This window comes from Nocardioides humilatus (assembly GCF_008373755.1).
Taxonomy (GTDB): domain Bacteria; phylum Actinomycetota; class Actinomycetes; order Propionibacteriales; family Nocardioidaceae; genus Nocardioides; species Nocardioides humilatus.
The window spans coordinates 179070-205356 of the sequence record NZ_VUJV01000001.1; the positions used below are offsets into that span (position 1 = coordinate 179070).

Annotated in this window: 22 protein-coding genes; 11 read left to right on the top strand and 11 right to left on the bottom strand. The window is 70.4% G+C overall.

Annotated elements, in window-relative coordinates:
• Nucleotides 1–4: 4 nt before the first annotated feature.
• Nucleotides 5–1732 carry an acyl-CoA dehydrogenase family protein gene (locus tag F0U44_RS00880; RefSeq protein WP_149726392.1) on the top strand — a complete coding sequence of 576 codons (1728 nt, stop codon included), beginning with the start codon at nucleotides 5–7 and terminating at the stop codon, nucleotides 1730–1732.
• A gap of 27 nt (nucleotides 1733–1759) precedes the next feature.
• Here the strand turns inward: F0U44_RS00880 and F0U44_RS00885 are convergent, their stop codons facing one another.
• The 4 genes from F0U44_RS00885 to F0U44_RS00900 form a co-directional block, all read right to left on the bottom strand.
• Nucleotides 1760–2536, bottom strand: coding sequence for a hypothetical protein (locus F0U44_RS00885; protein WP_149726393.1), 777 nt, complete (start codon nucleotides 2534–2536; stop codon nucleotides 1760–1762).
• Nucleotides 2537–2644: 108 nt separating this feature from the next.
• Entirely contained in the window at nucleotides 2645–3418 is a 774-nt protein-coding gene (locus F0U44_RS00890; protein ID WP_149726394.1) for a hypothetical protein, read from the bottom strand.
• Nucleotides 3419–3536: 118 nt separating this feature from the next.
• Nucleotides 3537–5027 carry a flavin-containing monooxygenase gene (locus F0U44_RS00895; RefSeq protein WP_149726395.1) on the bottom strand — a complete coding sequence of 497 codons (1491 nt, stop codon included), beginning with the start codon at nucleotides 5025–5027 and terminating at the stop codon, nucleotides 3537–3539.
• A gap of 79 nt (nucleotides 5028–5106) precedes the next feature.
• The gene (locus F0U44_RS00900; protein WP_223163535.1) at nucleotides 5107–6324 is read right to left on the bottom strand and encodes a PucR family transcriptional regulator; all 1218 of its coding nucleotides are present in this window, start codon (nucleotides 6322–6324) and stop codon (nucleotides 5107–5109) included.
• A gap of 101 nt (nucleotides 6325–6425) precedes the next feature.
• Between F0U44_RS00900 and F0U44_RS00905 the strand changes: the two genes are divergently transcribed.
• Nucleotides 6426–7370, top strand: a complete 945-nt coding sequence (locus F0U44_RS00905) for an alpha/beta hydrolase (RefSeq protein ID WP_149726396.1) — start codon at nucleotides 6426–6428, stop codon at nucleotides 7368–7370.
• Nucleotides 7370–8251 carry a short-chain dehydrogenase/reductase gene (locus tag F0U44_RS00910; RefSeq protein ID WP_149726397.1) on the top strand — a complete coding sequence of 294 codons (882 nt, stop codon included), beginning with the start codon at nucleotides 7370–7372 and terminating at the stop codon, nucleotides 8249–8251. Before F0U44_RS00905 ends, F0U44_RS00910 begins: the two co-directional genes overlap by 1 nt.
• Here the strand turns inward: F0U44_RS00910 and F0U44_RS00915 are convergent.
• Nucleotides 8220–9863 (bottom strand): acyl-CoA synthetase, encoded by a 1644-nt coding sequence (locus F0U44_RS00915; protein ID WP_223163536.1) that lies wholly within the window; start codon nucleotides 9861–9863, stop codon nucleotides 8220–8222. The genes F0U44_RS00910 and F0U44_RS00915 overlap by 32 nt on opposite strands.
• A 105-nt stretch (nucleotides 9864–9968) precedes the next feature.
• Here F0U44_RS00915 and F0U44_RS00920 point away from each other — a divergent pair, with 105 nt between their 5' ends.
• Nucleotides 9969–10913, top strand: coding sequence for an enoyl-CoA hydratase/isomerase family protein (locus tag F0U44_RS00920; protein ID WP_149726398.1), 945 nt, complete (start codon nucleotides 9969–9971; stop codon nucleotides 10911–10913).
• A gap of 19 nt (nucleotides 10914–10932) precedes the next feature.
• On the opposite strand, the gene F0U44_RS00925 is transcribed toward F0U44_RS00920, so the two are convergent.
• Nucleotides 10933–12663: an acyl-CoA dehydrogenase gene (locus tag F0U44_RS00925; RefSeq protein WP_149726399.1), complete on the bottom strand. Its 1731-nt coding sequence runs from the start codon at nucleotides 12661–12663 to the stop codon at nucleotides 10933–10935.
• Nucleotides 12664–12672: 9 nt separating this feature from the next.
• Complete coding sequence (locus F0U44_RS00930) at nucleotides 12673–13569, bottom strand: alpha/beta fold hydrolase (protein WP_223163537.1); 897 nt, start codon at nucleotides 13567–13569, stop codon at nucleotides 12673–12675.
• A 127-nt stretch (nucleotides 13570–13696) separates the two neighbouring features.
• Here F0U44_RS00930 and F0U44_RS00935 point away from each other — a divergent pair, with 127 nt between their 5' ends.
• Nucleotides 13697–15307, top strand: a complete 1611-nt coding sequence (locus tag F0U44_RS00935; protein ID WP_149726400.1) for an AMP-binding protein — start codon at nucleotides 13697–13699, stop codon at nucleotides 15305–15307.
• Here F0U44_RS00935 and F0U44_RS00940 read toward each other — a convergent pair.
• Nucleotides 15300–15890 carry a TetR/AcrR family transcriptional regulator gene (locus F0U44_RS00940; protein ID WP_149726401.1) on the bottom strand — a complete coding sequence of 197 codons (591 nt, stop codon included), beginning with the start codon at nucleotides 15888–15890 and terminating at the stop codon, nucleotides 15300–15302. The genes F0U44_RS00935 and F0U44_RS00940 overlap by 8 nt on opposite strands.
• Before the next feature lie 80 nt (nucleotides 15891–15970).
• On the opposite strand from F0U44_RS00940, the gene F0U44_RS00945 reads away from it, so the two are divergent.
• The gene (locus F0U44_RS00945; protein ID WP_149726402.1) at nucleotides 15971–17155 is read left to right on the top strand and encodes a lipase family protein; all 1185 of its coding nucleotides are present in this window, start codon (nucleotides 15971–15973) and stop codon (nucleotides 17153–17155) included.
• 12 nt (nucleotides 17156–17167) lie between these two features.
• Here F0U44_RS00945 and F0U44_RS00950 read toward each other — a convergent pair whose 3' ends face one another.
• Nucleotides 17168–18352, bottom strand: a complete 1185-nt coding sequence (locus tag F0U44_RS00950; protein ID WP_149726403.1) for a PucR family transcriptional regulator — start codon at nucleotides 18350–18352, stop codon at nucleotides 17168–17170.
• A 103-nt stretch (nucleotides 18353–18455) separates the two neighbouring features.
• On the opposite strand from F0U44_RS00950, the gene F0U44_RS00955 reads away from it, so the two are divergent.
• Both F0U44_RS00955 and phaZ read left to right on the top strand, forming a co-directional pair.
• Nucleotides 18456–20129, top strand: coding sequence for a PHA/PHB synthase family protein (locus F0U44_RS00955; protein WP_149726404.1), 1674 nt, complete (start codon nucleotides 18456–18458; stop codon nucleotides 20127–20129).
• A complete protein-coding gene (gene phaZ / locus F0U44_RS00960; protein ID WP_149726405.1) occupies nucleotides 20126–20986 on the top strand; it encodes a poly(3-hydroxyalkanoate) depolymerase in 861 nt (286 codons plus the stop codon). The genes F0U44_RS00955 and phaZ overlap by 4 nt, the downstream gene beginning before the upstream one ends.
• Here phaZ and F0U44_RS00965 read toward each other — a convergent pair.
• On the bottom strand, nucleotides 20967–21869 hold the full coding sequence (locus F0U44_RS00965; protein WP_188113251.1) for a catalase: 903 nt from the start codon (nucleotides 21867–21869) through the stop codon (nucleotides 20967–20969). The genes phaZ and F0U44_RS00965 overlap by 20 nt on opposite strands.
• A 175-nt stretch (nucleotides 21870–22044) precedes the next feature.
• On the opposite strand from F0U44_RS00965, the gene F0U44_RS00970 reads away from it, so the two are divergent.
• Both F0U44_RS00970 and F0U44_RS00975 read left to right on the top strand, forming a co-directional pair.
• Nucleotides 22045–23091, top strand: coding sequence for an AraC family transcriptional regulator (locus F0U44_RS00970; RefSeq protein WP_223163538.1), 1047 nt, complete (start codon nucleotides 22045–22047; stop codon nucleotides 23089–23091).
• Nucleotides 23092–23159: 68 nt separating this feature from the next.
• Entirely contained in the window at nucleotides 23160–24179 is a 1020-nt protein-coding gene (locus tag F0U44_RS00975) for a hypothetical protein (RefSeq protein WP_149726407.1), read from the top strand.
• On the opposite strand, the gene F0U44_RS00980 is transcribed toward F0U44_RS00975, so the two are convergent.
• Nucleotides 24143–24802 carry a TetR/AcrR family transcriptional regulator gene (locus F0U44_RS00980; RefSeq protein WP_149726408.1) on the bottom strand — a complete coding sequence of 220 codons (660 nt, stop codon included), beginning with the start codon at nucleotides 24800–24802 and terminating at the stop codon, nucleotides 24143–24145. The genes F0U44_RS00975 and F0U44_RS00980 overlap by 37 nt on opposite strands.
• Before the next feature lie 77 nt (nucleotides 24803–24879).
• Here F0U44_RS00980 and F0U44_RS00985 point away from each other — a divergent pair, with 77 nt between their 5' ends.
• Complete coding sequence (locus F0U44_RS00985) at nucleotides 24880–26271, top strand: amidase (RefSeq protein WP_149726409.1); 1392 nt, start codon at nucleotides 24880–24882, stop codon at nucleotides 26269–26271.
• Nucleotides 26272–26287: the final 16 nt, after the last annotated feature.

The window sequence follows — 26287 nt, forward strand, 5'->3', positions numbered from 1 at the left end:
CACGATGGCGCTCTCAGCCAAGGACCTGCTGATCAACCCCCGCACCTACGACCCGCAGTTCGATGCCGAGACCCGGAGGCTGCTGACCGCGACGGTTGAGCACTTCGAGACCCGCGGCCTGGCCAAGCTCGTCGACGACTATCACTCGAAGGCCTGGTACGACGACTTCCTCGACTTCGTCGCCAAGGAGAAGGTCTTCGCCACCTTCATGACCCCGGCGCGCGACGCCGACGGTGACGCCGACAAGCGATGGGACACCGCTCGGGTCGCGGCGATGTCGGAGCTGCTCGGGTTCTACGGCCTCTCCTACTGGTACCCGTGGCAGGTCACCTGCCTCGGCCTCGGACCGGTCTGGCAGAGCGGCAACGACGGCGCCCGGGCGCGCGCCGCGGCCGCTCTCGACGCCGGTGGCGTCGCGGCCTTCGGTCTGTCCGAGCGCGACCACGGCGCCGACATCTACTCCAGCGACATGGTGCTGGCCCCGCAGGCCGACGGCACCTTCCTGGCCACCGGCGGCAAGTACTACATCGGCAACGGCAACGTCGCCTCCACCGTGTCGGTCTTCGGCCGCATCGACGGCGTCGAGGGCCAGGACCAGTACGTCTTCTTCTACGCCGACAGCAGCCACCCGGCGTACCACCTCGTCCAGAACGTGGTGCCCAACCAGAACTACGTCTCCGAGTTCCGGCTCGAGGACTACCCGGTCAGCGAGGCCGACATCCTGCACCGCGGCGACGACGCCTTCAGCGCGGCGCTCAACACCGTCAATGTCGGCAAGTTCAACCTCGGCTTCGGGGCGATCGGCCTGTGCACGCACGGCCTCTACGACTCGATCAAGCACGCCCACAACCGGGTGCTCTACGGCAAGCCGGTCACCGCGATGGCCCACATCCGCGAGACGTTCGTCGACTCCTACTGCCGCCTCATCGCGATGAAGCTGTTCGGCGACCGCGCCATCGACTACTTCCGTACGGCGAGCCCGGACGACCGCCGCTACCTGCTCTACGTGCCCGTCACCAAGATGAAGGTGACCGACGAGGGCGAGAAGGTGATGGTCCAGCTCGGCAACATCGTCGCGGCGAAGGGCTTCGAGAAGGACAACTTCATCGCGATCGCCAAATACGACACCACCTGCCTCCCCCGGCTCGAGGGCACGGTCGCGATCAACCTCGGGCTGGTCATGAAGTTCATGCCGGCCTACCTCTTCCTGCCCGAGGAGATGCCCGAGGTGCCGACCGTGCAGGGCGCGAAGGACGACGACTTCCTCTTCCGCCAGGGCCCGACGCGCGGCCTCGGCAAGGTCCGCTTCCACGACTGGCGTGCGGCCTACGCGGCGGCCCAGGACATCCCCAACGTTGCCGTCTTCACCGAGCAGGCCGAGCTCTTCACCCAGCTGCTGATGACCGCCGCTCCCGACGCGGAGCAACAGCAGGACATGGACTTCCTGCTCGCCCTCGGCGACATCTTCGCGCTCATCGTCTACGGCCAGGGCATCCTCGAGCAGGCGAAGCTCCGCGACATCGAGCCCGACATCATCGACGCGATCTTCGGTGTCCTCATCAAGGACTTCTCCCGCGGCTGCATCACGATGCACGGCAAGGACTCCTCGACGCTCGCCCAGCAGGAGTGGGCGATGTCGGCGATCCGCAAGCCGGTGGTCGACGCCGAGCGCTTCGGCCGGGTGTGGGACGAGATCGTCTCGCTGGCGGACGCCTACGCGATGAACCCCTGATCCCGCACCGGCCGGAGCGCGAGCGCGTCAGTCGTCAGGGTTGCCGATCACCTTGACCTTGACCGATGCCTTGAGCGGCCGGTGGTCGGGATCGCCGCTGTAGTACGCGGTGATCGTGTCCTGACGAGAGTTCGAGCCGTTGCCGAAGGGCGTGTAGTGGACGGTGCAACCGACGATGCTCGGATCAGGGACGGTGACGACGTCGCAGGTCGGGCCCGGCAAACCGAATTGCCGCGGGAACTTGAACTTGACCGTCCCGGTCGGGTGGCCGGGGTCGTCACCGTCGACGGACAGGATCATCGTGCACAGGGTCTCGCCTCCGGCAGGGACCGAGTAGCCGCACGTCAGGAGGTAGAGGTGCGTCTCCCGTCGGGGCGGCACGTTGATGTAGGCGTAGTTGAACGAGGTGTAGCTCGTCGGCCGGTGGGTGCTGTCACCGGTGTACTTGCCGGTGATCTTGTCCCTCCGGGTGGCCGAGCCCTCACCCTGCGGGGTGTAGACGACGCCACAAGTGCTCTCGGTCGGCGTGATCACCTGCAGCTCGCACGTCGACCAGCTCAGCCCGCCTGGCTTGGACGATGAGATCTTCACGGTGCCGGTCGGTGCGGTGTCGCCGAACACGTTGAACGCGCACAGCCCCGAGTGACCCTCCTGGATCGACTCCGAACACGTGACGGTGATCGTCGTGAACTCCTTGGCCGCCTGGGCCGGCGCCGCCGTCACGGCGAGGCCGGCTGCCGCCGCGATCAGCGAAACGGCCAGGACGGAGCTGCGGCGAAGCGTTGGTGCCAACTGAAGGTTCATCGGTCATCCCCATGGTCAGCCCGAGAGTCCTGGATCGACGGTAGGACGCTTTACTTCAACCGGCATGACCCATCCGGATGATCCCGATGTGTTCTGCGCCACGCATCCTCAGCCGTCGGAGTTCTTCGGCACGCGGACGCGCACCGACGCCTTGAACGGGCGATAGTTCTCATCGCCGAGGTAGGTCGCGGTGATCTTGTCGCGCCGTCCGGGCGATCCGCCTCCGACGGGCGAGTAACCGACCGAGCAGGCAACCACACCAGGGAAGGAGGGGAAGAGGTAGCACTCGGACTCGACCAGACCGACCTGCCGCGATGTCTTGAACTGGACCGTGCCGCTCGGCGTCGGGACCTCGAAGGACTCCGAATCCATCACGATGCTGCAGATGCCCTCGCCGCCGGCCGTGATGGCGTCGCCGCAGCTCAGGCCGACGAGGCTCGCTTCTCGTCGGGGCGTCACGCTGATGGAGGTGGACGTGCTCGGACGGTAGCTCGGCGGCGCATGGAGGTCGTCACCCTTGTACTTGCCGGTGACCTTGTCCTGACGCGTGTCCGACCCGTTCCCCTTCGGGGTGTAGGCCACCTGGCAGGTGCTCTCGTCGGTGGTGATCTGCTGCAGCGTGCACTCCTCCGGCGTCAGCTCACCCTTGGGTGCTGAGACCTTCACGACGCCGGTCGGCGCGACGCCGATGCTGCTGGTGACGTTGAACGCGCAGATACCCGTCTGCCCCTCCTTGATCGACGGAGAGCAGGTGACGGTCATCGACGTGTAGGCCTTGGCCTCGGCAGGTGACGGCGTGGCCACGAGGCCGGCCGCGGCTGCCAACACAGCAATGGCCGCGGTGGAACTGCGGCGAAGGGTTGAGGTGAGCTGAAGGTTCATCGGTCGTCCCCATGGTCAGCCCGAGAGTCCTGGACCGACGGTAGGACGCTTTACCCCTGACCGACATGCTCCGATCAGGGGATCCGCGTGTGTCGTGCACCACGTCGACCGACGAGTGTCAGTGTGCGAGGACCGCCGCGCCCGCAACGACGGCGGGCGTCGCGAACTCCAGGAGGCCGTCGTCGACCGGGTCCTCGACGAGCATCTTCGAGTCCTTGCCGTAGTGCATGAGCACCTTCCACGGGCTCGTCGATCCCTGCCGCGGGAAGGTGTCCTTGGCACGCTGCACGTAGCCGGACTGCAGCCCGTCGACCATGCCGCTGTCCAGCCGCGAGCCGTCGGCGTCGCGAGGCGTGACGACCGCATGTCCGTTGCGCTCCATGTGCCGGAAGAGCCGGATCAGGTATTCACCCGCGATGTCGGACTTCAGGGTCCACGGTGCGTTCGTGTAGCCGAAGATCCAGGCCAGGTTGGGGATGTCCTCGACGAGCACCGCCTTGTAGGTCAGCTGGCTGCTCAGCGCCCGCGCCTCGCCGTCGACCGTGAGGTCGAGCCCCCCGAGCATCTGGACGTCGAGACCGGTGGCCGTGACGATGATGTCCGCCTCCAGGTGCTCGCCCGACTTCAGCAGGATGCCGTTCTTGGTGAACGTCTCGATGTGGCCGGTCGCGACCGACGCCTCGCCGGACTTCAGCACGCGGAACAGGTCGCCGTCCGGGACCGCGCAGAGCCGCTCGTCCCACGGCATGTAGCTCGGCGTGAAGTGGCGCATGTCGACGGCGGGACCGACCTTGCGGCGCACCTGGGACAGGAGGAACCGCCGCATCGCCTTGGGCCAGCGCCGGCAGGCCAGGTAGAGGCCCCGCTGGATCGCGATGTTGCGCTGCCGCGCGAACTTGTAGACCAGCCTGTCGGGCAGCACCTTCTCGAGCACCTGGGAGATCTTGTCCGTGCCCGGCACCGAGAAGACGTACGACGGCGAGCGCTGCAGCATCGTGACGTGCTCGGCCGTGCCGGCCATCGACGGCACCAAGGTGACCGCCGTGGCGCCGCTCCCGATGACGACGACCTTCTTGCCGGCGTAGTCGAGGTCCTCGGGCCAGTGCTGCGGGTGGATGCGCTGACCTTCGTACTGCTCCTCGCCCGGGAAGGACGGGAGGTAGCCGGCGTCGTAGTTGTAGTAGCCGGTGCAGCTGATCAGGAAGCCGCAGGTGTAGGTGCGCGTCTCCCCCGTCGCCTCGTGGAGGGCCGTCACCGTCCAGAGGTTCTCGGCGCTCGACCAGTCGGCCCCGACGATCTTCACCCCGTAGTGGATCTTCTCGTCGATGCCGAACTCGCGCGCCGTGTCTGCGATGTACTCACGGATTGAGGCGCCCGGGGCGAGCACCTTCGTGTCGTGCCACGGGCGGAACTTGTAGCCGAACGTGAACATGTCGGAGTCGGAGCGGATGCCGGGATAGGTGAAGAGGTCCCAGGTGCCGCCGAGCCGCTCGCGGCGCTCGAGCACGGCGAGCGTCTTGTCGGGGAACTCGCTGGAGAGCTGGCAGGCGGTGCCGATGCCCGACAGGCCCGCGCCGATGATCAGGACGTCGAAGTGCGATGTGGTCATGCAAGAAGCGTGGGTGCAACGGCGCCGGAGGCCAATGTGCTTCGGCCTAGCAATCGGCTATGGCTATGTGCGACCGCCCTTACGTAGGTCGAGTCAGCACCCGCGGACCGAGGCGGTGCGCGAGCTCGAGCGCAAGCGCGAGCGCGAGACGGCGCTCCCCCACGTCATGGCCGAGCAGGTCGGTTGCACGAGCGATCCGCTGTAGGACGGTGTTGCGGTGGGTGTGCAGGCGGGCCGCCGCCCGCGGCGCGTTGTCCGCCTCCTCCAGGAACACCCGCAACGACTCGCGGAGCCGGGCCGCGTTGGCGTCGTCGACCGCGAGCGGACCCAGCGTCGCGCCGACGAACTCGGCCGCCCGGCGCTCGTCCTGCGCCGCGAGGGCGACGACCTCCAACTCGGCGAAGGTCGCGAACCGCTCTCCGTCGACCTGGCCGGCGAGGAGCCGGTGCACGCCGACGGCCGCCTCGTGGGAGTGCCGGAAACCTTCGATGCCGCGTTCACTCGGCCCCATCGCAGCACGGAGGTCGGCGGGCGTGGCCGCAAACGCACTCCGTAGGTCGGCGGTCGACGGTTCGACGTCGGTGCCCATCCAGACCCACAGCGTCGAGGCGCCCGCGACCATGATCAAGGGCCGGCGGGTCCCGGCCGCTCGGGCGAGGAGTTCGGCGGCCGACTCGAGCGCACCCTGCTGAGCGCGGGAGTCGGCCCAGAGGACGAGCGCCGTGTGCCGTCGCGACAAGTCGTAGCCGAGGCGGTCACTTACGGTGCGTTGGTCCATCGGCGCCTGGTCGAGGACGAGACGAACGGTCTCCGTACGTCGCGCGAGCGCACCGCCCAGGACCGCCTCGCGTTCCCGCTGGGCCTCGGCGATCACGCGACCGAGGACGTCGTCGACGTACTGGAAGAGCAGAGCGAGCGAGGCATCCAGGACCTCCGCGAACCGGGGACCCGGTCCGACGACGATCGCGGCGTACTCGAGCCACCGACGCCACCCGATCTGCTGACCGGACCGGTAGGCCTGGAAGATCGCATCCAGCTCGATGCCACGACGTACGACGGTCCGCGCGATGTCGAGCGCCTCCGGCGGCACGTCCGGTGGCGGCGGGGAGTCTGCGTGGCGTGCGACCGTCAGGAAACGGTGCAGGTTGGCTCGGTTGCTCGCGCTCATCTCGGCCGAGATCGCGGCGTCAGCGGCGAACTCCGGCACCAGCTCGAGCATCTTCTCGTCCATCTCGCGAACGATCGCGTCCTCGTCGAGCGACATTCGCTCCGCGACCGCGCTCATCAACTGAGCCATCTCCGAATCCACAGCGCCAGTGTGCCCACGCCCATGATGAGAAGGGAAGAGTTGGCGCCCGCACGTATTCACCATTGCTGACGCAGGCATACCGTCGCCCCATGACCGAACGACGCGAGCTCAGCTTCACCAGCAAGGGCGTCCGCTGCGCGGCCTGGCACCTGCCCGCGACCAGCGACAGCGCCGCCTTCGGCAGCCCGGACGGCCGACCGTGCGTGGTCATGGCCCACGGATTCGGCGGCACCCGGGACACCGGCCTCCTCGGTTACGCCGAGGGCTTCGCCGCGGCCGGGCTCGACGTACTGCTCTTCGACTACCGCGGTTTCGCGGACTCCGACGGCACTCCCCGTCAGCGGGTCTCCTACCGGCGCCAGCGCACGGACTACCACGAGGCGATCAGCGCCGCCCGACAGCTCGACGGCGTTGACCCCGAGCGGATCGTGCTCTGGGGCACGTCCTACTCCGGCGGGCACATCGTGCCGGTGGCGGTCGCCGACGGGCGCATCGCCGCTCTCCTGTCGTTGACCCCGGCGATGGACGGCCTGGCCGCGCTGCTGGCCGTCGCGAAGCACCACCCGATCACCCTCGCCAGGCTCGTGGTCCACGGCGTGCGCGACGCCGCCAGGTCGGTGCTCGGGCGCAAGCCGCACCTCCTGCCCGTGGTCGGTGAGCCCGGTTCGACCGCGATGATCACCGCGCCCGGAGCGCTCACGGGCTACACCGCGGTCGCGGGCCCGACGTGGCGCAACGAGGTCTGCGCGCGCGCCGCCCTCGAAGTCTCGCTCAACCGTCCGACCCGGTTCGCCACTCGCCTCCGCACGCCCCTCCTCGTCCAGATCGGCGAGCGCGACGGCGTTGCACCACCTGCCGCCGCCCGTCGGGCAGCCGAGAGGGCGGGCACCTACGCCGAAACGCTCACCTACCCCGTCGACCACTTCGACGTCTACGCCGGCGAGTGGCAGCAGCGCGCCCTCGCTGACCAGGTCGACTTCCTCGCCCGGACCCTCGCCGGCGCCCACAGCAACAACGAGAGGCAGGTCGGCTGATGACCACCTACGAGATCAACGACAGGGTCGCCCTGGTCACCGGAGCCGCCCGCGGCATCGGTCTCGAGACCGCACGTCAGCTCTGCGAGCGCGGCGCGCGGGTGGCCCTCGTCGACCTCGACCCCGAGGCCACCGAACGGGCGGCAGCCGAGCTCGGGGGCCGCGCCATCGGACTGGGCGCCGACGTCACCGACACAGCCGCGATGGAGTCGGTCGTCGCGGAGGTCGTCGAGCGGTTCGGTCGGCTCGACATCGTGGTCGCCAATGCCGGCATCGCGCCGCGGGTCGCGACCACGCGCACCATGGACCCCGCCGAGTTCGAGCGTGTCATCAACGTCAACCTCCTCGGCGTCTACCGCACCGTCCGCCCCGCCCTTCCGCACGTCATCGCCAACGGCGGGCACGTGGTGGTTACGGCATCGATCTACGCGTTCATCAACGGCGTGCTGATGGCCCCTTACGCGATGTCCAAGGCCGGCGTCGAGCAGTTCGGCCGAGCGCTGCGCGGCGAACTGGCCCAGCACGGAGCATCGGCCAGCGTCGCCTACTTCGGCTTCATCGACACCGCGATGACCCAGGACGCCTTCGCGGACTCGATCGCGGAGCGCTTCATCGCCACCTTCCCGGCCTTCTTGCTGAGGAAGCTCCAGCCCTCCGTGGCTGCCGCGGCGGTCGTCGCCGGCATCGAGAGTCGCGCGCCGCGCATCATCGCGCCGCGCCGCTGGACCGCCTACTCGGCGCTGCGCGGTCTGGTGAACCCGATCGCGGACCGCCGCACCGAGCGCAACGCGGAGGTCCAGCGCATCCTGAGTGACGCCGAGAAGCAGCCCCGGACGCCTGTCGATGCGCTCACACGGGCAGCTCAGCCAGCTTCCGCTTGAGCACCTTGCCGGTGGGGTTGCGCGGCAGCTCGTCGAGGAAGACCACGTCGCGCGGTGTCTTGTAGCGCGCGAGGTTGCTGCCGACGTAGGACTTCACCTCGTCGGCGGTCAGCTCCGCGCCATCATTGAGTACGACGAACGCGCGCAGCCGCTGCCCGAAGCGCTCGTCCGCCACGCCGATGCACGCGACCTCGCGGACGGCGTCGTGGCCGAAGAGGAGCTCCTCGATCTCGCCGGGGAAGACGTTCTCGCCGCCGGACACGATCATGTCGTCGTCGCGGCCGTCGATGAAGAGGCGGCCCGCAGCGTCGAAGTGGCCGACGTCCCCGGTGGACATCAGGCCGTTGATGCGGTCCTTGTCACCGCCTCCGGTGTAGCCCTCGAACTGGAAGTCGTTGCCGACGAAGATCCGTCCCGTGGTGCCGGCGGGGACCTCGTTGGCGTCGTTGTCGTAGATCACAACGGTCGCGCCCATGACCGGACGGCCGACGCAGCCGGGCTCGGCCCCGAGGTCCTCGGGCGTCGCGATGGTCGCGTAGGCGACCTCGGTCGAGCCGTACATGTTGTGCAGGACGGGACCGAAGAGCGCGGTCGAGCGCACCGCCAGCTCGGCGCCCAGTTGGGAGCCGGCGACGAAGATCGCGGTCAGGTGGGAGAGGTCGGCCTCAGCGAAGGCGTCCTCCCCCAGCTCGACCATCTTCTGCAGCATCACCGGCACGCACACCATGCCGGTGGCCTGGTGCTCGGACAGGTCCTGCAAGACCGAAGCGGGATCGAAACGGCGCCGGATGACCAGGGTCGCGCCGAGTGACCCGTTGAGGAGCGCCTGAGCGAAGCCGAGGGTGTGGAACATCGGCGCGGGCAGCACCATCGTGCCCTTGGCTTCGAACGGCACCTTCGACAGCAACGCGCCGATGGGCGCCAGCGAGCGAGGCTCGGCACGCGGCGCACCCTTCGGCGTGCCGGTGGTGCCGCTGGTGAGCAGCACGACCTTCGGGTCCTGACCGGCCCGCGGTGCGGGCGAGGTGTCGCCGCGCGCGACGATGCCGGCGACGGTGTCGTCACCGGTCTCGGCGTCGTCGGTCCACGCCCGGAGCCGGCCGAGTCGGGTCTCGACGCCGGCGAGCAGGTCGCCGTACTCGTCGTCGTGGACGAGGAAGTCGGTGCCTTCCCGCGCCGCGACGTCGCGGATCTGCGGGCCGGCGAAGTCGGTGTTGAGCAGCACGATGCGCGTGCCGCAGCGCGCAGCGGCGTAGGTCGCCACCAGGAACCAACGGTGGTTGCGCGCGAGGATCGAGACGCCGTCACCGGGGCCGAGGCCCTTGGACTTCCAGTGGTTGGCGAGCGCGTTGACGGCGTCGTTGAGCTCGCCGTAGGTCATCGTCCCGAGCTCGTCGATGATCGCGGCCTGGTCACGACCGTGCCGCAGCGCGGCGATCGCCGGGATGCCCCCGAGCATGCCGTGACGCCACATCGCAGCGCCGATCTGAGCGACGACCCACGGCGGATCGAGACCAATCACGCCTCGGCGGAAGGCCCAGGACGCGTAGATCGCCTCCTGGGACGCACGATGGGCCAGCTGCATCGGCAGGGTGATTACAGGCTTCAGCACGGCGACACGCTACGACCTCCGAGCTCGGACGCGTCGCCGTCTCGGGGTGAGGATCTGTGATGCTGACCGCTTCGCGAGGCTCGCGGCACGTCTCAGGAGGTCCCCATGGCACGACAGATCACTACCGAGCAGGCCGGACGGGTCGTCGTCGCCCGACTGGACAACCCGCCCCATGCGCTGATGACGGCGCAGATGGTCGCCGAGCTCGATGACCTGGTGAGCTCGGTCGACAAGGACGACTCCGTCGGCGCCGTCGTCCTGACCGGCGCGCACCCCGACCGTTTCCTCGCTCACTACGACGTCGGCGAACTGCTCGCCAGCGCCAAGGCGTCTCCTTCCCTGACCAAGGCCCAGGCGGGGGTCGCGCTCAAGGTGGCGGCCCGCACCTCGGCGGTGCCGGGTGGTGAACGACTGCTCGGGCATACACCGGCCGGCGGCTTGGTCGACTTGCAGCGCTTCCACAACGTGTTGCTGCGGATGGGTCGCAGCGGGGTGGTCTACATCGCCGCGATCAACAAGAGCACCGCAGGTGGAGGCATGGAGCTCGCCCTCGCCTGCGACCTGCGGTTCGTCACTGAAGGTGGTGAGCTCGCCCAGCCGGAGATCCTGCTCGGCTTCCCGCCGGGCGGTGGCGGGACGCAGCGGATGGCGCGCCTGATCGGGCGGGCGGCGGCGCTGGAGATCATGCTCTCGGGCCGACCGGTGAGCGCCGAGGAAGCCCTGCAGATCGGGCTCGTTACCGGGGTCTTCCCCGAGGACGAGTTCCTCGAGAACGTTCTCGATGTCGCCGCTCGGATGGCGACCAGGTTCAAGCCTGCAGTCGCTGTCATCAAGAACGCCGTCCTCGAGGGCGCATCGGACAAGCTCGAGGCCGGACTCCAGAACGAGAAGTCGGGACTGATCTCCATGTTCGGCGAGGAGCGGGTGCGGGCCTCGATGCAGGCTTACGTCGATCACCTCGATCGCACGGGCGAACTGCCGGCGGTCGACCCGGAGGCGCGGGAGCGGCTCCAGGACGGCAGCTTTTCGCCGTTCTATCCCGACCGGTAGGCGGGCGCGTGCCGAAACGTCAGAGCCACTCGGCCCACGTGTCGAGGGTCGTGCGGTCGAGAGCCGCGAGCAGGTCCAGCTGTGGACCTGTGCGCGGCAGCTCGTAGCGGAAGAAGTACGACGACGCGGCCCGCTTGCCGTCGTAGAAGTCGCCGACCTTGCCCTCGGCCGCGAGGACCTGCTCGAGCCACATCCAGGCGATGACCGCGTGGCCGACCGCCTCGAGGTAGAGCGAGGCGTTGGCCAGCCCGAGCGCGGGGTCGGCCGGTGCCCAGATCGCCTGGGTCACCTCGACGATGCGCTCGACCGTGGCCCGCAACGCCACGGCGTGCTCGTGATCGTCGGCGCGGGCCAGGGTCTGCTCGATCGCAGCGACGAGCGCCATCAGACCGGCACCGCCCTGCATGATCACCTTGCGTCCCAGCAGGTCCTGGCCCTGGATGCCGTGGGTGCCCTCGTGGATCGGGTTGAGCCGGTTGTCGCGGTAGTGCTGCTCGACGTCGTAGTCGCGGGTGTAGCCGTAGCCGCCGTGCACCTGGATCGCCAGGTCGTTGGCAGCCAGGCACCATTGCGACGGCCAGCTCTTCGCGATCGGGGTCAGTACGTCGAGCAGCAGGTGCGCGGCATCGCGCGCCTCCGGGGTGTCGGCGGTCTTCTCCTCGTCGACCAAGCGGCTGCAGAAGAGCAGCAGCGCGAGAGCGCCCTCGACGTAGGACTTCTGCGCCAGCAGCATCCGCTTCACGTCAGCGTGCTCGACGATCGCGACCGGATCCGCTGATCCCGCCGGCCTGCCCTGGACGCGTTCCTTGGCGTACTGCAGCGACTTCAGGTAGCCCGTGTAGCCGAGCGCAACCGCGCCGAGCCCGACACCGATCCGGGCCTCGTTCATCATGTGGAACATGCAGGCGAGGCCGCGGCCCTCCTCCCCCACGAGGTCGCCGACCGCTCCGCTCTTCTCGCCGAAGTTGAGCAGCGTGTTGACCGTGCCGCGGTAGCCCATCTTGTGGTTGAGCCCGGCCAGGGTGACGTCGTTGCGCGTGCCGTCGGCGAGCACCTTCGGCACGATGAAGAGGCTCAGACCCTTCACACCCTCCGGCGCCCCGGAGACCCGGGCGAGGACGAGGTGCACGATGTTGTCGGAGAGGTCGTGCTCGCCGCCGGAGATCCACATCTTGTTGCCGAACAGCCGATAGGTCCCGTCGGGCTGCGGTTCGGCCCGGGTGGCGACGTCGGCGAGCGAGGAACCCGCACCGGGCTCGGAGAGGCACATCGTGCCGAAGTAGCGCCCCTCCAACATCGGCCGGACCCAGGTCTCGACCTGCTCCGGCGATCCGTGCGCAAGGAGCAGGTTGGCGTTGGCCATCGTGAGGAACGGGTAGCCCGACGTACCGACGTTGGCTGCCTGGAACCACGACATGAGCGCGCTCGCGACCACGTGCGGCAGCTGCCCGCCACCGACCGCCTCGTCCATGGTCGCAGTCATCAGTCCCGAGCCCCAGTAGACGTCAAGCGCCTTGGCGACCTCCGGGATCAGGTGCACCCGCTCCCCGTCGAACGTCGGCTCGTTGGCGTCGGCCAGCTTGTTGTGCGGGGCGAAGTGCTCCGTCGCGATGCTCGCGGCGAGCTCGAGCGCCGCGTCGAAGGTGTCGCGCGAGTGGTCGGTGTAGCGCTCACGCAAGGTCAGCTGCTCGACGTCGAGCCACTCGTAGAGGAGGAACTCCAGGTCACGGCGCGACATCAGGACCGACATGGGACCAACCTAGGCCTGGAGGAAGTCGAGCAGCAGCCCGGCCATCGTCTCGGGCGTCTCCACGTTGGGACTGTGACCGCTCTCTGCGATCACCTCGACGCGCACGCCGGGTACGGCGTCGTAACGCGCCCGGGTCGGCGCCAGCGGGTAGAACTGGTCGCGCCCGCCGAGGATCACCATCGCGGGCAGGTCGAGGTCGCGCAGGCGCTGGTCCAGGGGCCGGACCTCGAGCGCTCGACGACGCTGCGACAACACCGTGCCGAACGTCCTCGGGTCGGCGGCGCGGAGGTCGGCACCGGCCTGCGCCGGGTTGCCGAAGGCCCGATCGGGCCGGAACCTGGGAGCGAAGCCGACGCCTCCGCGACGGGGCGGGCTGAGGCGCGAGAGCGACTGGAGGCTGCGAGCCACGAGCACGTTGGCGCCGAGCTGATGACCCGGCGGGAAGGTCGCCGTCGAGTAGTCCGGTGCTTGGCCGACGACCACCACGGCGCTGGCCCGGCCCGAGCGCTCGGCCAGGCCGATCGCGACATCGGCGCCGAAGGAGTGGCCGACCGCCACGAAGTCCTCGACACCGAGCGCGTCGAGCACCGACAGCACCATCGAGGTCTGGGCAGCGTCATCGAACTCGCCGCCGTCGCGTGGCGAGCAGCCGCACCCGAGGAGGTCGGGCCGGATGACCCGGTAGTGGGTGCTCAGCAACGGCACCAACAGGTCGAACCAGTGCAGCGACCCGGCGAACCCGTGCACCAACACGATGACCGGACCGTCGGTCGGCCCGTCGTCGCGGACGTGGATCCTTCCCGCCGCGACATCGACGAAGGTCCCGATGGCGGGCCGCGCTTCGCGGAGTAGTCGCATCACCGGGCCATCCCACCAGATCCAGGAAAGGACGACAGCGACGTCCATCTCCGCCGACGGAGCCATCTGAAACGACGAGCGGTCCGGTCAACCCGACCGGACCGTTTGCGTCATTCCGTCTCGCCGCCGCAGGTCCTAGGTTTGCTCCGCACTTTGCGACGACGACGGAGGATCCATGAAACGCAGCGCCGAGCTGGCTCGACGGATTGCGTTGGAGGGACAGGCGCTGGCGGCGCTGACCCGTGCCGGCATGGTCCGGCTCGACCACCCTGCTCGACTGCTCGCGGTAATGCGAGCGATGGGTGACTACGGCCCGTTCGGGTCGGCCGTCCGTATCGCCGCGCTGCGCCACCCGGACCGCGCGGCGATCATCGACGAGCGCGGGTCGATCACCTTCGGCGAGCTCGAGGACAGCGTCAACCGGCTGGCCAACGCGCTGCGGGGCCTCGGCCTCGAGCCCGGCGCCACGGTCGGCGTGCTGTGCCGTAACCACCGCCAGCCGCTGCTGACCGCGTTCGCCGCGTCCCGCGCCGGGCTCAACGTCGTCTGGCTCAACACCGCCTTCTCGCGTCCGCAGGCCGAGGAGGTCAGCGCGCGGGAGGGCGTCGACCTGCTGATCCACGACGCCGACCTCACTGAGGTGGTGGCAGGCGTCGCGCCGCCGTACGGGCGCATCGTCTGTGCGATCGACGCGCCGACCGACGACCTGGACGCGCTCCTTGCGACCGCCGAGCCGACCCTCCCGCCCGCTCCCGCCAAGCCCGGGCGGATCATCCTCCTCACCAGCGGCACGACCGGCACGCCCAAGGGCGCACCGCGCCCGGAGCCGCGCGGCTTCATCCTGCCGGGGGCACTGCTCGACCGGATGCCGATGCGGTCCGAGGGCGTCACGGTGATCGGACCGCCGCTCTTCCACGGAACCGGGCTGATCCTCGCCCTGCTCTCCGTCGGACTGGGCTCGACGCTCGTGCTGCGCCGTGAGTTCGACGCTGCGCAGTTCCTCGACGACGTCGAGCAGCACCGGGCGACGACCGTCTGTGTGGTGCCGGTGATGCTGCAGCGGGTCCTCGCCCTCGGCGAGGAGGACGTACGCCGGCGCGACCTCTCCAGCCTCAGCGTCGCCTTCTGCGCCGGCTCACAACTCCCGGCCGATGTCGCCCTGCGGACGATGGACCTGATGGGCGAGGTGATCTACAACCTCTACGGGTCGACGGAGGTCTCCGTCGCGACGCTGGCCACCCCCGCAGACCTGCGGGCCGCGCCGACGAGCGTCGGTCGCGCCGCGTTGGGCTCCCGCGTCCGGCTCTACGACGACGCCGGCCACCCGGCCGCGAAGGGCGAGCGGGGCCGCATCTTCGTGGGCACCACCACGCCGTTCGAGGGCTACACCGGTGGCGGCGGCAAGGAGGTCATCGACGGCCTGCTGAGCACCGGCGACGTCGGCCACTTCGACGAGCAGGGGCGGCTCCACATCGATGGCCGCGACGACGACATGATCGTGTCGGGCGGCGAGAACGTCTTCCCCGCCGAGGTCGAAGGCCTCCTCCTGACCCATCCGGCCGTGACCGACGCGGCGGTGATCGGCGTCGACGACCCCGACTTCGGCCAGCGGCTGCGCGCGTTCGTGGTCGTCCGGGAGGCCGTCGACGCTCCCGCACTCCAGGACTTCGTCAAGGCGAACCTCGCGCGCTACAAGGTGCCGCGCGACGTCGTGTTCGTGGAGGAGATCCCCCGCAACCCGACGGGGAAGATCCTCAAGCGCGCGTTGGCGGCGGACGTCACGTAGTCGCGGGAACGCTCAGGGCGATCGCCTCGAGCGAATCGACGAGCAGCTCGAACGCCGCGTCGACCCGCGCCGGGTCGGAGGCGGCAAGGCGATCGAGCAGCAAGCCACGCACGGCGCCGGTCACCAGCGTGGCCAGGGAGAGCGCGCGATCGACGTCCAGACCGGCAGCCTCGGCGCGCGCCGCGATCGGCCGGATCCACGCTGCGGTGACCTCGCCGAGGTAGTCGGCGTGGGTCTGCTGGTCACGGAGAGCACGCGCGTAGAACTCGAAGAAGGAGATCCACAGGCTCAGCCGGTCCGATGCCGTCGCCTGGGCCCAGTAGGCCCGGAGCAGTCCGGCAGGGGTCAGCTCGGGATCGTCGATGGCAAGGGCGGCCTGCGTCTGCTCCCGCATCCGCCGCGCGATGGCGTCGATCAGCTGTGCCCGGGTGCCGAAGTGGTGGGTCAGTGAGTTGTGTGCCACCCCGAGGCCGGCGGCCAACGTCCGGAAGGAGAGGTCGGCGTAGCCGTGCTCGACCACGTGCTCGACGGCCGCGTCGAGCAGCTCGTCACGGCGCGACCGGATCGCCGGATCCACCGTCATCGCATCTCCCTCACTTGCACAACTGTACAACCGCTGGCGATACTGCGACTTGCACACTCGTACAAGACCTGAGGTCCGCCATGCTCCCGCTCCGCACCCGCCGCACCCTTCCCTCAGCGCTCGCGCTCTGCCTCGCGCTGACTGTGGTCACCACGACGGCTCGCGACGCCCAGGCGTTACAAGTCGCGACGACCCTCGACACGGCAGGCGACGTGGTCGCCGTCGAGCCTCTGGACGAGTCGCTCTGGATCCCCGACGCCACCGGTTCGGCCTATCGCCTGACCTATCGGACCGTCGACGCCCACGGGCAGTCGGCGCTCAGCACCGGCGCCCTCTTCGTCCCGCAGGGAGACCCGCCCGCCGACGGGTGGCCGGTCGTCGCCTGGGCCCACGGGACCGTCGGCCTCGGCGACGAGTGCGCGCCCTCGGCGCATCCTCGCAGCGATCGCGACGCCACCTACCTCGCCACCTGGATGCACGAGGGCCATGCCGTCCTCGCCAGTGACTACGCCGGACTCGGCACCCCGGGACTGATGGCCTACCTCGACGGGCGATCCACCGCGGCCAACATCACCGACCTCGTGCTCGCCGCCCGCTCGACAGCGGCCGGGCTCCCGCCGCAGGCACGCCTCGACGACGAGTGGGTCGTGATCGGGCAGTCACAGGGCGCGGGCGCCGCCATCCAGGCTGCGCGCTACGCGACCGAGGACGGCGGCGCGGCTCTGGACTTCCGCGGCGCCGTCGCGACCGGCACCCCGGCCCGGATCGAGCGGCTGGTGCAGCGCATCGGCGCCAACGTGCCGCCCGTCCCGCTGCCGGGCGCCCTCAACGCCTACGTCATCTACATCCTGGCCGGCTTCCGCTGGGCGCACCCCGAGGTCGACGTCGACAGCCTGCTGACGCCCGCGGGCGAGCGCTACCTCGCCCTGGCCGAGACCGAATGCCTCGCCGGGATGATCACCAGGACCGCCGCAGCGCCGATCGGCACGTTCTTCAGCAAGCGCCTCAGCTCGCTCCCCGGCTTCCGGGACGCGCTCTTCGACTACCTCGCGATGCCGGAGTCCGGTTTCGACCGACCCTTCTTCATGGGCCACGGCCTGCTGGACACCGACGTGCCGCTGGTGCTCACCCAGCCCTACGTGTCCGCACTGCGGCGCAACCACCAGCCGCTGACCTGGAAGACCTATCCGACGACGCACAGCGGCACGATGAAGGCCTCGCTCCCCGACACACTGCCCTTCGTCCGCAAGCTCTTCGCAGGCTGAGTCGCCGACCGATCAGACGAGGTCGAGGATCCGGGCGCACTCCAGCGCGACGTGGACCTCGGCGGCCTGCACCGGGTGGGCCAGGTCGCGCCCGCTCAGCTCCTCGAGCCGGCGCAGCCGGTAGCGCACGGTGTTGCGGTGGACGTGCAGGTCGCGCGCGGCGGCCGAGCTGGAACCGGCGGCGTCGAGCCAGACCCGGGCGGTCTGCACCAGCAGCCGACGGTCCTCGGCCGGCAGGTCGAGCACGCCGCCGAGCACGGTGATCGCCAGGGATCGCGCCTGCTCGGGCGCGGTGGCGACGAGGACAGGGAGGGGTCGGTCGTCGAAGCGGACGACCTCGGTGCTGGCCGGGGTCGCGGCGAGGCAGGCGGTCCGCGCGGCGCGGAGCGCGCCGTCCGCACCGGTGATCCGCTCGAAGGGCGCGCTGACGCCGACGCGGCCGGTCGCGGCCGCGGCGAGCGACTCGACCAGTCGGTCGACGTCGAAGCCGAAGCGGAGCGCGACCAGGCCGTCCTGCCGGTCGTGGTCGAGGCGCCAGGCCGAGGCGACGTTGTGCTTGCGCAGCACGCGCTCGATGTCGTTCAGTCCTTCCGCGCCCGCCGACTCGCACTCAGCCGACACGACGACGTAAGCGCCGTCGCCCTGCAGGTTCAAGGCCCCGGCCGACTGCCACAGCTCCTCGGCCCGCTCGAAGTCGCCGTCGAGGATGGTGCCGACGAGCACCGCGCGGCGCTGGCCGTCGCGGCGGGCTTGGTCGGCGAGCGAGGACCGGTAGGCATCGGTCACCTGCGCCGCGAGGTCGTCGCTGACGGCCCAGATGTCGGCGGCGGCGAGCAGCAGGACGTCGCGGGAGTCCGACGACGCCTTCTCCACCAGCACCTCCCAGATGAAGCGCCCGCCCACGCGAAACGCCTCGAGCACGGCGGCGTAGGGCACGCCCTGCTCGGCGCGCGAGATCCCGGTCGTCCGCGGCCCCTCGGCGTTGGCTCCCGGCTCCCCCGAGAGCTGTCCGAGCACGTAGCGCATGTTGCTCGCGCACGAAGCGATGAGCTCGTCGCGGGTGATGAACTGCTCCCGAGCGTACGACGGCACCGCCGCCGCGACGCGTTCGGCCATCCGCGCTCCGAGCGCGTCACTATCGGGAAGGAGCGCCCGGCTCAGCTCACGGACCTCGGGTGCGACCTCAGCAGCAGCCATGCGCCGAAGGTAGCGGCATTTGTGCGCGCGCACAGCCAGGGACCACGCAGTTCGGTGCCGCTGGCCGATGCCCGCGAGCCCCGTCAGCGGCGACCGTAGGGGTATGAACCCCGCCCAGCTCGCCGCACCGCTCGACTCCCTCCTCGTGGACGCTGCCCTCGGCCCGGTCCGCCGCTTCCTCCCCGACCTGTCCACGGCCAAGTGGGCGGTGTCGCTGGCCCGCAAGCCGCGGCAGACCGCGCGGCGGCTCACCGACCTGGGCGCCGAGGCCGGACGGATCGTCGCCGGGAGCTCGACCCTCGAGCCCCGACGCGGTGACCGTCGGTTCGCCGACGACGGCTGGACCGACAACCCGTTGCTCAAGCGCCTGGTGCAGCTCTACCTCGCCGGCGGCCGGACGGTCGAGCAACTGGTGGCTGATGCCGAGCTCGACCCGCGCGACCGCAAGCGGGTCCGCTTCCTGCTCGAGAACCTCGTCGAGGCGTTCTCCCCGAGCAACGTGCCGCTGGTGAACCCGGCGTCGGCCAAGGCGGTCATCGACACCGCCGGGCTCAGCCTGGTCCGGGGCGGCACCCAGCTGGTGAAGGACCTCGCGGCCTCACCGCGCGTGCCGGAGATGGTCGACGCCAGCGGCTTCGAGCTGGGCTCCAACGTCGCGGCGACGCCCGGCGCCGTCGTCTTCCGCAACGAGCTGCTCGAGCTGATCCAGTACGCACCGCAGGCCGACGAGGTCTACGAGGTGCCGGTGCTGATCGTGCCGCCCACAATCAACAAGTTCTACGCGATCGACCTGGCGCCGGAGCGGAGCCTGGTGGAGTTCAGCGTGCGGCAGGGTCGCCAGATGTTCGTCATCTCCTGGCGCAACCCCGACGCCCGGCACGCGGGCTGGGACTTCGACACCTACGTCGGCGCGATCCTGGACGCGCTCGCCGCTGTCGAGGAGGTGACCGGCACCGACCGGACGGTCCTCGCCGGCATCTGCTCGGGCGGCATCCTCGCCAGCATGACGGCGGCCTACCTCGCGGGCATCGGTCGCGAGGACCGGCTCGCGGCAGTGTGCCTGGCCGTGACCGTCATCGACAACCACGACGCCGGCACGGTCTCGGCGATCACCGACCCGCGCCTGGCGACCCTGGCCAAGCAGCGGTCGGCCCGCAAGGGCTATCTCGACGGCCGCTCGCTCGCCGAGGTCTTCGCCTGGCTGCGACCCGGCGACCTGATCTGGAACTACTGGGTCAACAACTACCTCCTCGGCAAGCGGCCCCCGGCCTTCGACATCCTCTTCTGGAACGCCGACACCACGCGGATGACCGCCGGTCTGCACGCCGATTTCGTCGACATGGCGGTCGGCAACTCGCTGACCCGTGCGGGCGCGATCACCGTCCTCGGCGTACCGATCGACCTCGGCAAGATCACCGTCGACTCCTACGTCGCGGCCGGGATCGCCGACCACATCACGCCGTGGGAGGCCTGCTTCAAGACGACGAGCCTCTTCGGCGGCACGACCCGCTTCGTGCTCTCGACGAGTGGCCACATCGCCGCCCTGGTCAACCCGCCGGGCAACCCGAAGGCGACCTTCCACTCCAATGACGACCCGACCAGCGACCCGAAGGCCTGGCTCAAGGGAGCCGAGACCCACCAGGGCAGCTGGTGGCCCGACGTCGCGGCCTGGCTCGACGAGCGCTGCGGCGAGCTCGTCCCGGCCCCCAAGGAGCTCGGCACGCTCACCCACCCGGTCCTCGCCGAGGCCCCTGGCACCTACGTGTTCGACAAGTGACGACCGCTGCGAGCCCCCAGGTGCGGCAGGTCCGCGTCGTCGGCCACGACGTCCGGGTCTCGGTCCGGCCCGCCGTTCGAGAACCGGGCACCGAGCCCGGGATCCCGTTGCTGCTGTGCAACGGGATCGGCGCCAGCCTCGACCTGCTGCAGCCCTTCGTCGACGAGGTCGACCCGCGCATCGAGGTGATCTCGTTCGACGTGCCCGGGGTCGGCGGTTCACCGGACCCGCTGGTGCCCTACAACTTCGCCGCCCTCGCCTGGTTCGTCGGCAAGCTGCTCGACCGCCTCGGCCACGACACGTACGACGTCCTGGGCATCTCGTGGGGCGGCGGACTCGCGCAACAGCTCGCCTTCCACAACCCGCGGCGCTGCCGGCGCCTGGTCCTGGTGAGCACAGCGACCGGCTCGCTCATGGTGCCGGCCTCGCCCCGGGTGCTGCGCAAGATGGTGACGCCCAAGCGCTACCGCGACCCGGACTACGCCGTACGGGTGGCTGCTGAGCTGTACGGCGGCCGCCTCCGCGAGGACCCGGCGCGGGTCCGGGAGCTGATGCACGACCGCTCACGCGTCGGCTCGCGCCGCGGCTACCTGCTGCAGCTGCTCGCGGGCGCCGGCTGGTCCAGCCTCCCGGCGCTGCCCTTCCTCCGCCAGGAGACGCTGGTGCTGGCCGGGCTCGACGACCCGATCATCCCGCTGGTCAACGCGCGGATCATGCAGCGGCTCATCCCGCGCGCGCGGCTCCGCGTCTACGACGACGGGCACCTCGGGCTGGTGACCTCCGCCGACACGCTCGGCCCGGAGGTCTCCCGGTTCCTGCTGAGAAACGAGGAGCGGGTCAGCCCATCCGGCGCTTGACCGACTCCGAGTAGGCCTTGGGCCGGTAGAGCAGGATCGGGTCCTCGGACAGCTCGATGCCGTCGACGATGCGGGTCGGGTCGAAGACCACGACGCCCCCGTCGGCCTCAGGGTCCTCGGCCACGGACGTGAAGGTGAAGGTGCCGGCGTCGAAGACGTCCTTGGACTTCCACACCGACATCGGGTCGTGCGGGTCGTCGCCCTCGGCCGCGACCTGGACCTCGAGGGTGAAGGTCACCGGGCCGGCGCCGAGCCGAGCCGTGATCTCCTCGAAGAGCCGGTCCTTGCCTGCGAAGGTGCCGGCCGGCTCCGTGGACGAGGCCGGGCGCAGCGTGTAGCGCACCCAGCTCTCCTTGCCGTCGGCGGCGACCCACTTGTAGGCGTGGACCGCGTAGTAGGTCGCGACGGCGTAGGACTTCGGCGAGGCGAGCGCGCCGGCCTTGCCGTTGGCCAGCAGCGGTACGACGGCGTCGCGGTGCCGCAGCAGGAACGCGGGCATCTTCTTGGGATTGCGCGCGGCCTCGGTGAACTCGACGAAGGCCTCCGGCGAACGTACGACGAAGCGCGGTGCCGTCTGGCCGAGGATGTCGGTGGAGGTGCCGTCGGCGAGCTTGAACGACACCGACATGCCCCGCACGTCGGGCGCCTTGTCGGGCACCCGCGGGTTGCCGCCGCCGTTGGACCAGCGCAGCACGACCGGCACCGCGTCGCCCTGGAGGTGTCCGGCGCGGCTCAGCTCCTTCGAACGCGCGCTCGCGGTGAAGGTGCCCGAGTAGAAGGCCCCCTTGGCATGGAGGGAGCGATGGTTCGAGTCGTGCTCAGCGGGTCGCCCGAAGGACGCGCGGATCCGATCGATCGCCTTGGAGGGAGAGAGGGCGCTCACCTCGGAGACGATAGGGGGTCAGCCGAGCGCGCGGGGCGATTGCCGGCGACTCAGGACGGTGACGACGAGGTCGCGGACCGAGGCGAGGTAGAGACGGGGCACGTCGCGAACGTAGAACCCGGGACACGGTGTCCCACAGGTGACCAATGGCCACAGAGTTACTAGATTCGGCCACGTGACCGTCGACGAGGGCCCGTACCTCCCTGATCCGGACTCGCCGCGACCGGCGATGGGCACGTTGCTGCTGGTCCGGCTGGGCGTCGAGCACGGGTTGACCGCCGACGAGGTGCTCACCGGTGCGCGGCTCGGGATGGACGACCTGGAGTCAGGGCGGAGCGAGTCCACGACGGCCGCCGAGCAGCAGGTGATCCGCAACCTGGTCGCCGCCGCTCCTCCGGGCACCACCTGGGGCCTCGACGCCGGCCGGCGCTACCACCTGACGACCTTCGGGATCTGGGGCTTCGCCCTCGTGAGCGCGGCGACCGTGCAGGAGGCCGTCGACGTGGGCCTGCGGTTCATCGACCTCACCTCGGCCCTGACCGCGCCCTACGCCGACGTCGACGAGGACGGCGACCTGCGCATGGTCTTCCACGACCCGGCTGAGCCCGACGACGTGGCGCGGTTCATCGTGCAGCGCGACGTGACCGCCGTACAGACGATCCTCGAGGAGGTGGTCGGGCGCGGCGCCCGCTTCAAACAGGTGACCTTCAGTCACCACCCCACGCCGGGCACCGCGGCGCGCTACGCCGAGGCGTTCGGGGTGGAGCCGGAGTTCGGTGCCGAGCGCACGTCGGTGGTCTTCGACCCGAGCCTGCTCGGCGAGCGGCTGCCCCAGGCCGACGAGCACACCTCAGCGCTGGCCCAGGCGCAGTGCCGCGACCTGCTCGACCGGCGCCAGCAGCGGGCGGGCCTGGCCGGCCAGGTGCGCGACCTGATCATCGCCCGGCTGCGCCGACCACCGTCGGTGCTCGAGGTCGCCGCCGCCCTCAACCTGAGCGAGCGCACCCTGCGCCGCCGGTTGGCGGCCGAGGAGACGTCGGTGCGGATCCTCACCGACGAGGTGCGGGCCGGGCTGGCCGCCGAGCTGCTCGTCTCGCGCAGCCTGACCGTCGCCGAGATCGCCGACCGCCTCGGCTACGTCGAGGTCTCCAGCTTCTCCCAGGCCTTCCGTCGCTGGCACGGGGTGAGCGCGCGGACCTACCTGGCCGAGCACGCCCCCTGATGGCTGCGTAACCGACGCCACAACCGCTGCTACAGCCACGACGGTCGCGTACCAATACGCTCCCCTGTGTGCCCGCCCCCTCGAAACTCGCCCAGCAGCTCCTCGACGCCCAGGTGGCCTTCCACCTCAACCAGCTGCGCGGCGACCTGCTGACCGACAACGCCGCGACCATCGCCGACGAGATCATCGACGCCGTCGGCAAGCACCAGATCGCCGACCTGGTGGACCGCGAGCTGGCCAAGGACGTCATCGGCCGGGTGCTGACGACCGTGCCGCGCAGCCCCGCCGTCGCCGGCGTCATCGACCTCGTCCTCGACGTCGTCCAGGCCGGCCCCGAGCAGCCCTACCCGCTCGGCGAGCTCGTCGACCGCGACCGGGTGGCCGAGCTGGTCGACGCGCTGCTCGCCCTGAGCCCGGTCCTCGACCGCGCGCTCACCCAGCTCGCCGACAGCCCGCTGATCGGCACGGTCGCGACCCGTTTCATGGGCCGGATCGTCGGCGAGGTCCTCCAGGCCAACAAGGCCGTGGCCGACAAGGTGCCCGGGCTCGGGACGCTGATGTCCTTCGGCACCAGCGCCGCCTCGAAGGTGGTGGGCGCGGCCGACCGTCAGTTCGAGGGAATCCTCGGCGACACCGTCGGCAAGAGCGGCGCCTTCGCCGTCAAGCGACTGAGCCGGATCATCACCGAGACGATGCAGGACCCGACGACCCGCGACGCGATCCTGCAGGCCTGGGACGTCGTGGCCGCCGAGCCCGTCTCCGGCCTCGACCGGCACGTGAGCCGGGAGGAGATCGGCGAGGTCGTCGACGCGGTTCACGAGCTCGCTGCCGCCGCGCTCGAGAGCGAGCACGCCCGCGTGCTCGCCGGCGTCCTCGTCGACGCCTTCTTCGACCACTTCGGCGGTTACACCGGCGCCGAGCTCCTCGAGCAGCTCGAGATCGACAAGGCCGACCTGCGCGACGACGTCGTCAAGGCGGCACCCGGCATCATCGGCCTCCTCGACGAGAGCGGCGACCTCGAGCGGATCCTGCGGGCCCGGCTCGAGCCGTTCTACTCCTCGGCCGAGGTCGCCGCGCTGCTCGGCTGAGCCTCGCGGGCGAGCTCGAGGGCCAGCTCCTCGTGGCCGTTGTCGAGAAGGTGGCCGAGGAGCAGCGCGCGCAGCGCGCGGTAGGTGCCCTCCTCGTCGATGCAACCCGGCTCGGCGAGCCGGTGGAGTGCCAGGCCGTGCGCCAGCGCGGTCATCGCCGGGGCGAGCATCTCGGGATCGGGGGTGCCGAGCGCCGTGAGACCTGCGCTCGCGACCGACCGAGCCGCCTCCAGCGCATCGGCCACCGGCGCACGGAGCTCTGCGTGGCGTGCCGCGTGCAGCAAGGCCTCGAACAGCGCCAGCGTCTCCGGCAGCCGTGGAGCAGCGGCGAGCGCGAAGGCGCGGCCGGCCTCGTCGGTCGTCATCTCCGCGGCGACCAGGCCCTCGGCCAGAGCCGCTTGCGTCTCCCGCTCCTCGGTCATGAACGTGCGCAGCGCCTCCCCCGCGAGCTCGTCGATGGAGGAGAAGAAGTAGCTGACCGTCGCCAGGGGCAGGCCGGCGCGCTCGGTGACCGCTCGGTGGGTCACGCCCGCGACGCCCTGCTCCGCGGTCACCTCGACGGTCGCCCGGAGCAGCGCCTCGCGGCGCGCTTGGGCACTGGGTCCGTGACGCCGAGCACTCATGGGACCTCATCCTAGACAAGGTCTGGAAGATCTTCTACAGTCTCTGGAAGTTCTTCCAGACTTCCGCAGGAGCCACGATGACCCGAGTCCACGCCTTCACCGACGACGCCCTCGCCGACCACGACGCCGTCGAGCTGGCGCGCCAGGTCGCTGCCGGCGAGGTCAGCGCCGCCGAGCTCGCGCTCGCCGCAGCCGAGCGGGCGAGCCGGGTCACCGAGCTCAACGCCGTGGTGGCGACCTATGACCAGCCCCGCCACGCCCCCACCGGGAGCGGCGCTCTGGCTGGCGTGCCGGCCTACATCAAGGACAACATCGCCCTGGCCGGCCTGCCCACGCAGAACGGGAGCACCGCCTACGTCGGCGCTCCCGCCAAGAAGGACGGCCGCTTCACCCAGCAGCTCCTGTCGACGGGCGTGACCGTCATCGGCAAGTCACGGCTGCCGGAGTTCGGCTTCAACGCCAGCACCGAATACATGGTCGACGAGCCGGTCCACAACCCGTGGCACACCGACCACTCCGTCGGCGCCTCCTCCGGCGGGTCCGCCGCGCTCGTCGCCGCCGGCGTCGTGCCGATCGCCCACGCCAACGACGGCGGCGGCTCGATCCGTATCCCCGCAGCCTGCGCCGGCCTGGTCGGCCTCAAGCCGACCGTCGGCCGCTTCATCGACAGCGAGGACACCCGCACCCTGCCGATCAACATCATCGGCGAAGGCGTCGTCACCCGCACGGTCCGCGACACCGCGGCCTTCTTCGCCGCGGCCGAGAGCCACCAGCGCAACCCGCGCCTGCCGGCGGTCGGGCAGGTGATCGGTCCTGCGCAGCGGCGACTGCGGGTCGGCGTACTCCTGGAGAGCCCGACGGGCGCCCCGATCGACGAGGCGACCACGGCGGCCGTCGAGCGCACCGCGTCGATCCTCGAGAAGGCGGGCCACTCCATCGAGCCGGCGACCGTGCCGGTCGGGGAGCAGTTCGCCGCCGACTTCCTGCAGTACTGGGCGATGCTCGCCGACCTCGTGACGACCACCGGCCGGATCCACCTCGACCGGTCTTGGGACACCACCCGGGCCGACGGCCTCACCCTGGGCCTGAAGGCACTGCATCGGCGCTCCGCGCACCGCACGCCGGCCGCCCTCGTCCGGCTCCGCCAGGTCCGGCGCCGCTACGCCGGTTGGCTCACGGAGTACGACGTCGTGCTCTCCCCCGTGCTCGCGCACACCGCGCCGCGGCTCGGCCACCTCACCCCGGCCCAGCCGTTCGAGGACCTGATGGAGCGGCTCACCAACTACGTGTCGTTCACGCCGCTCCACAACGTGGCGGGCGCGCCGGCGATCTCGGTGCCGGCAGGGCTCTCCCCCGAGGGCCTGCCGGTCGGCATCCACCTGTCGGCCGCGCACGGTGACGAGCGCACCCTGCTCGAGCTGGCCTACCTACTGGAGGCCGAGCAGCCGTTCGCACGCATCCAGGACTGAGCCCGGAGCGATCGGC

Coding starts and splice junctions, on each gene's coding strand:
- F0U44_RS00880 (WP_149726392.1), top strand. CDS start 5: ATGGCGCTCTCAGCCAAGGACCTGCTGATCAACCCCCGCACCTACGAC.
- F0U44_RS00885 (WP_149726393.1), bottom strand. CDS start 2,536: ATGAACCTTCAGTTGGCACCAACGCTTCGCCGCAGCTCCGTCCTGGCC.
- F0U44_RS00890 (WP_149726394.1), bottom strand. CDS start 3,418: ATGAACCTTCAGCTCACCTCAACCCTTCGCCGCAGTTCCACCGCGGCC.
- F0U44_RS00895 (WP_149726395.1), bottom strand. CDS start 5,027: ATGACCACATCGCACTTCGACGTCCTGATCATCGGCGCGGGCCTGTCG.
- F0U44_RS00900 (WP_223163535.1), bottom strand. CDS start 6,324: ATGGCTCAGTTGATGAGCGCGGTCGCGGAGCGAATGTCGCTCGACGAG.
- F0U44_RS00905 (WP_149726396.1), top strand. CDS start 6,426: ATGACCGAACGACGCGAGCTCAGCTTCACCAGCAAGGGCGTCCGCTGC.
- F0U44_RS00910 (WP_149726397.1), top strand. CDS start 7,370: ATGACCACCTACGAGATCAACGACAGGGTCGCCCTGGTCACCGGAGCC.
- F0U44_RS00920 (WP_149726398.1), top strand. CDS start 9,969: ATGGCACGACAGATCACTACCGAGCAGGCCGGACGGGTCGTCGTCGCC.
- F0U44_RS00925 (WP_149726399.1), bottom strand. CDS start 12,663: ATGTCGGTCCTGATGTCGCGCCGTGACCTGGAGTTCCTCCTCTACGAG.
- F0U44_RS00930 (WP_223163537.1), bottom strand. CDS start 13,569: ATGGACGTCGCTGTCGTCCTTTCCTGGATCTGGTGGGATGGCCCGGTG.
- F0U44_RS00935 (WP_149726400.1), top strand. CDS start 13,697: ATGAAACGCAGCGCCGAGCTGGCTCGACGGATTGCGTTGGAGGGACAG.
- F0U44_RS00940 (WP_149726401.1), bottom strand. CDS start 15,890: ATGACGGTGGATCCGGCGATCCGGTCGCGCCGTGACGAGCTGCTCGAC.
- F0U44_RS00945 (WP_149726402.1), top strand. CDS start 15,971: ATGCTCCCGCTCCGCACCCGCCGCACCCTTCCCTCAGCGCTCGCGCTC.
- F0U44_RS00950 (WP_149726403.1), bottom strand. CDS start 18,352: ATGGCTGCTGCTGAGGTCGCACCCGAGGTCCGTGAGCTGAGCCGGGCG.
- F0U44_RS00955 (WP_149726404.1), top strand. CDS start 18,456: ATGAACCCCGCCCAGCTCGCCGCACCGCTCGACTCCCTCCTCGTGGAC.
- F0U44_RS00980 (WP_149726408.1), bottom strand. CDS start 24,802: ATGAGTGCTCGGCGTCACGGACCCAGTGCCCAAGCGCGCCGCGAGGCG.
- F0U44_RS00985 (WP_149726409.1), top strand. CDS start 24,880: ATGACCCGAGTCCACGCCTTCACCGACGACGCCCTCGCCGACCACGAC.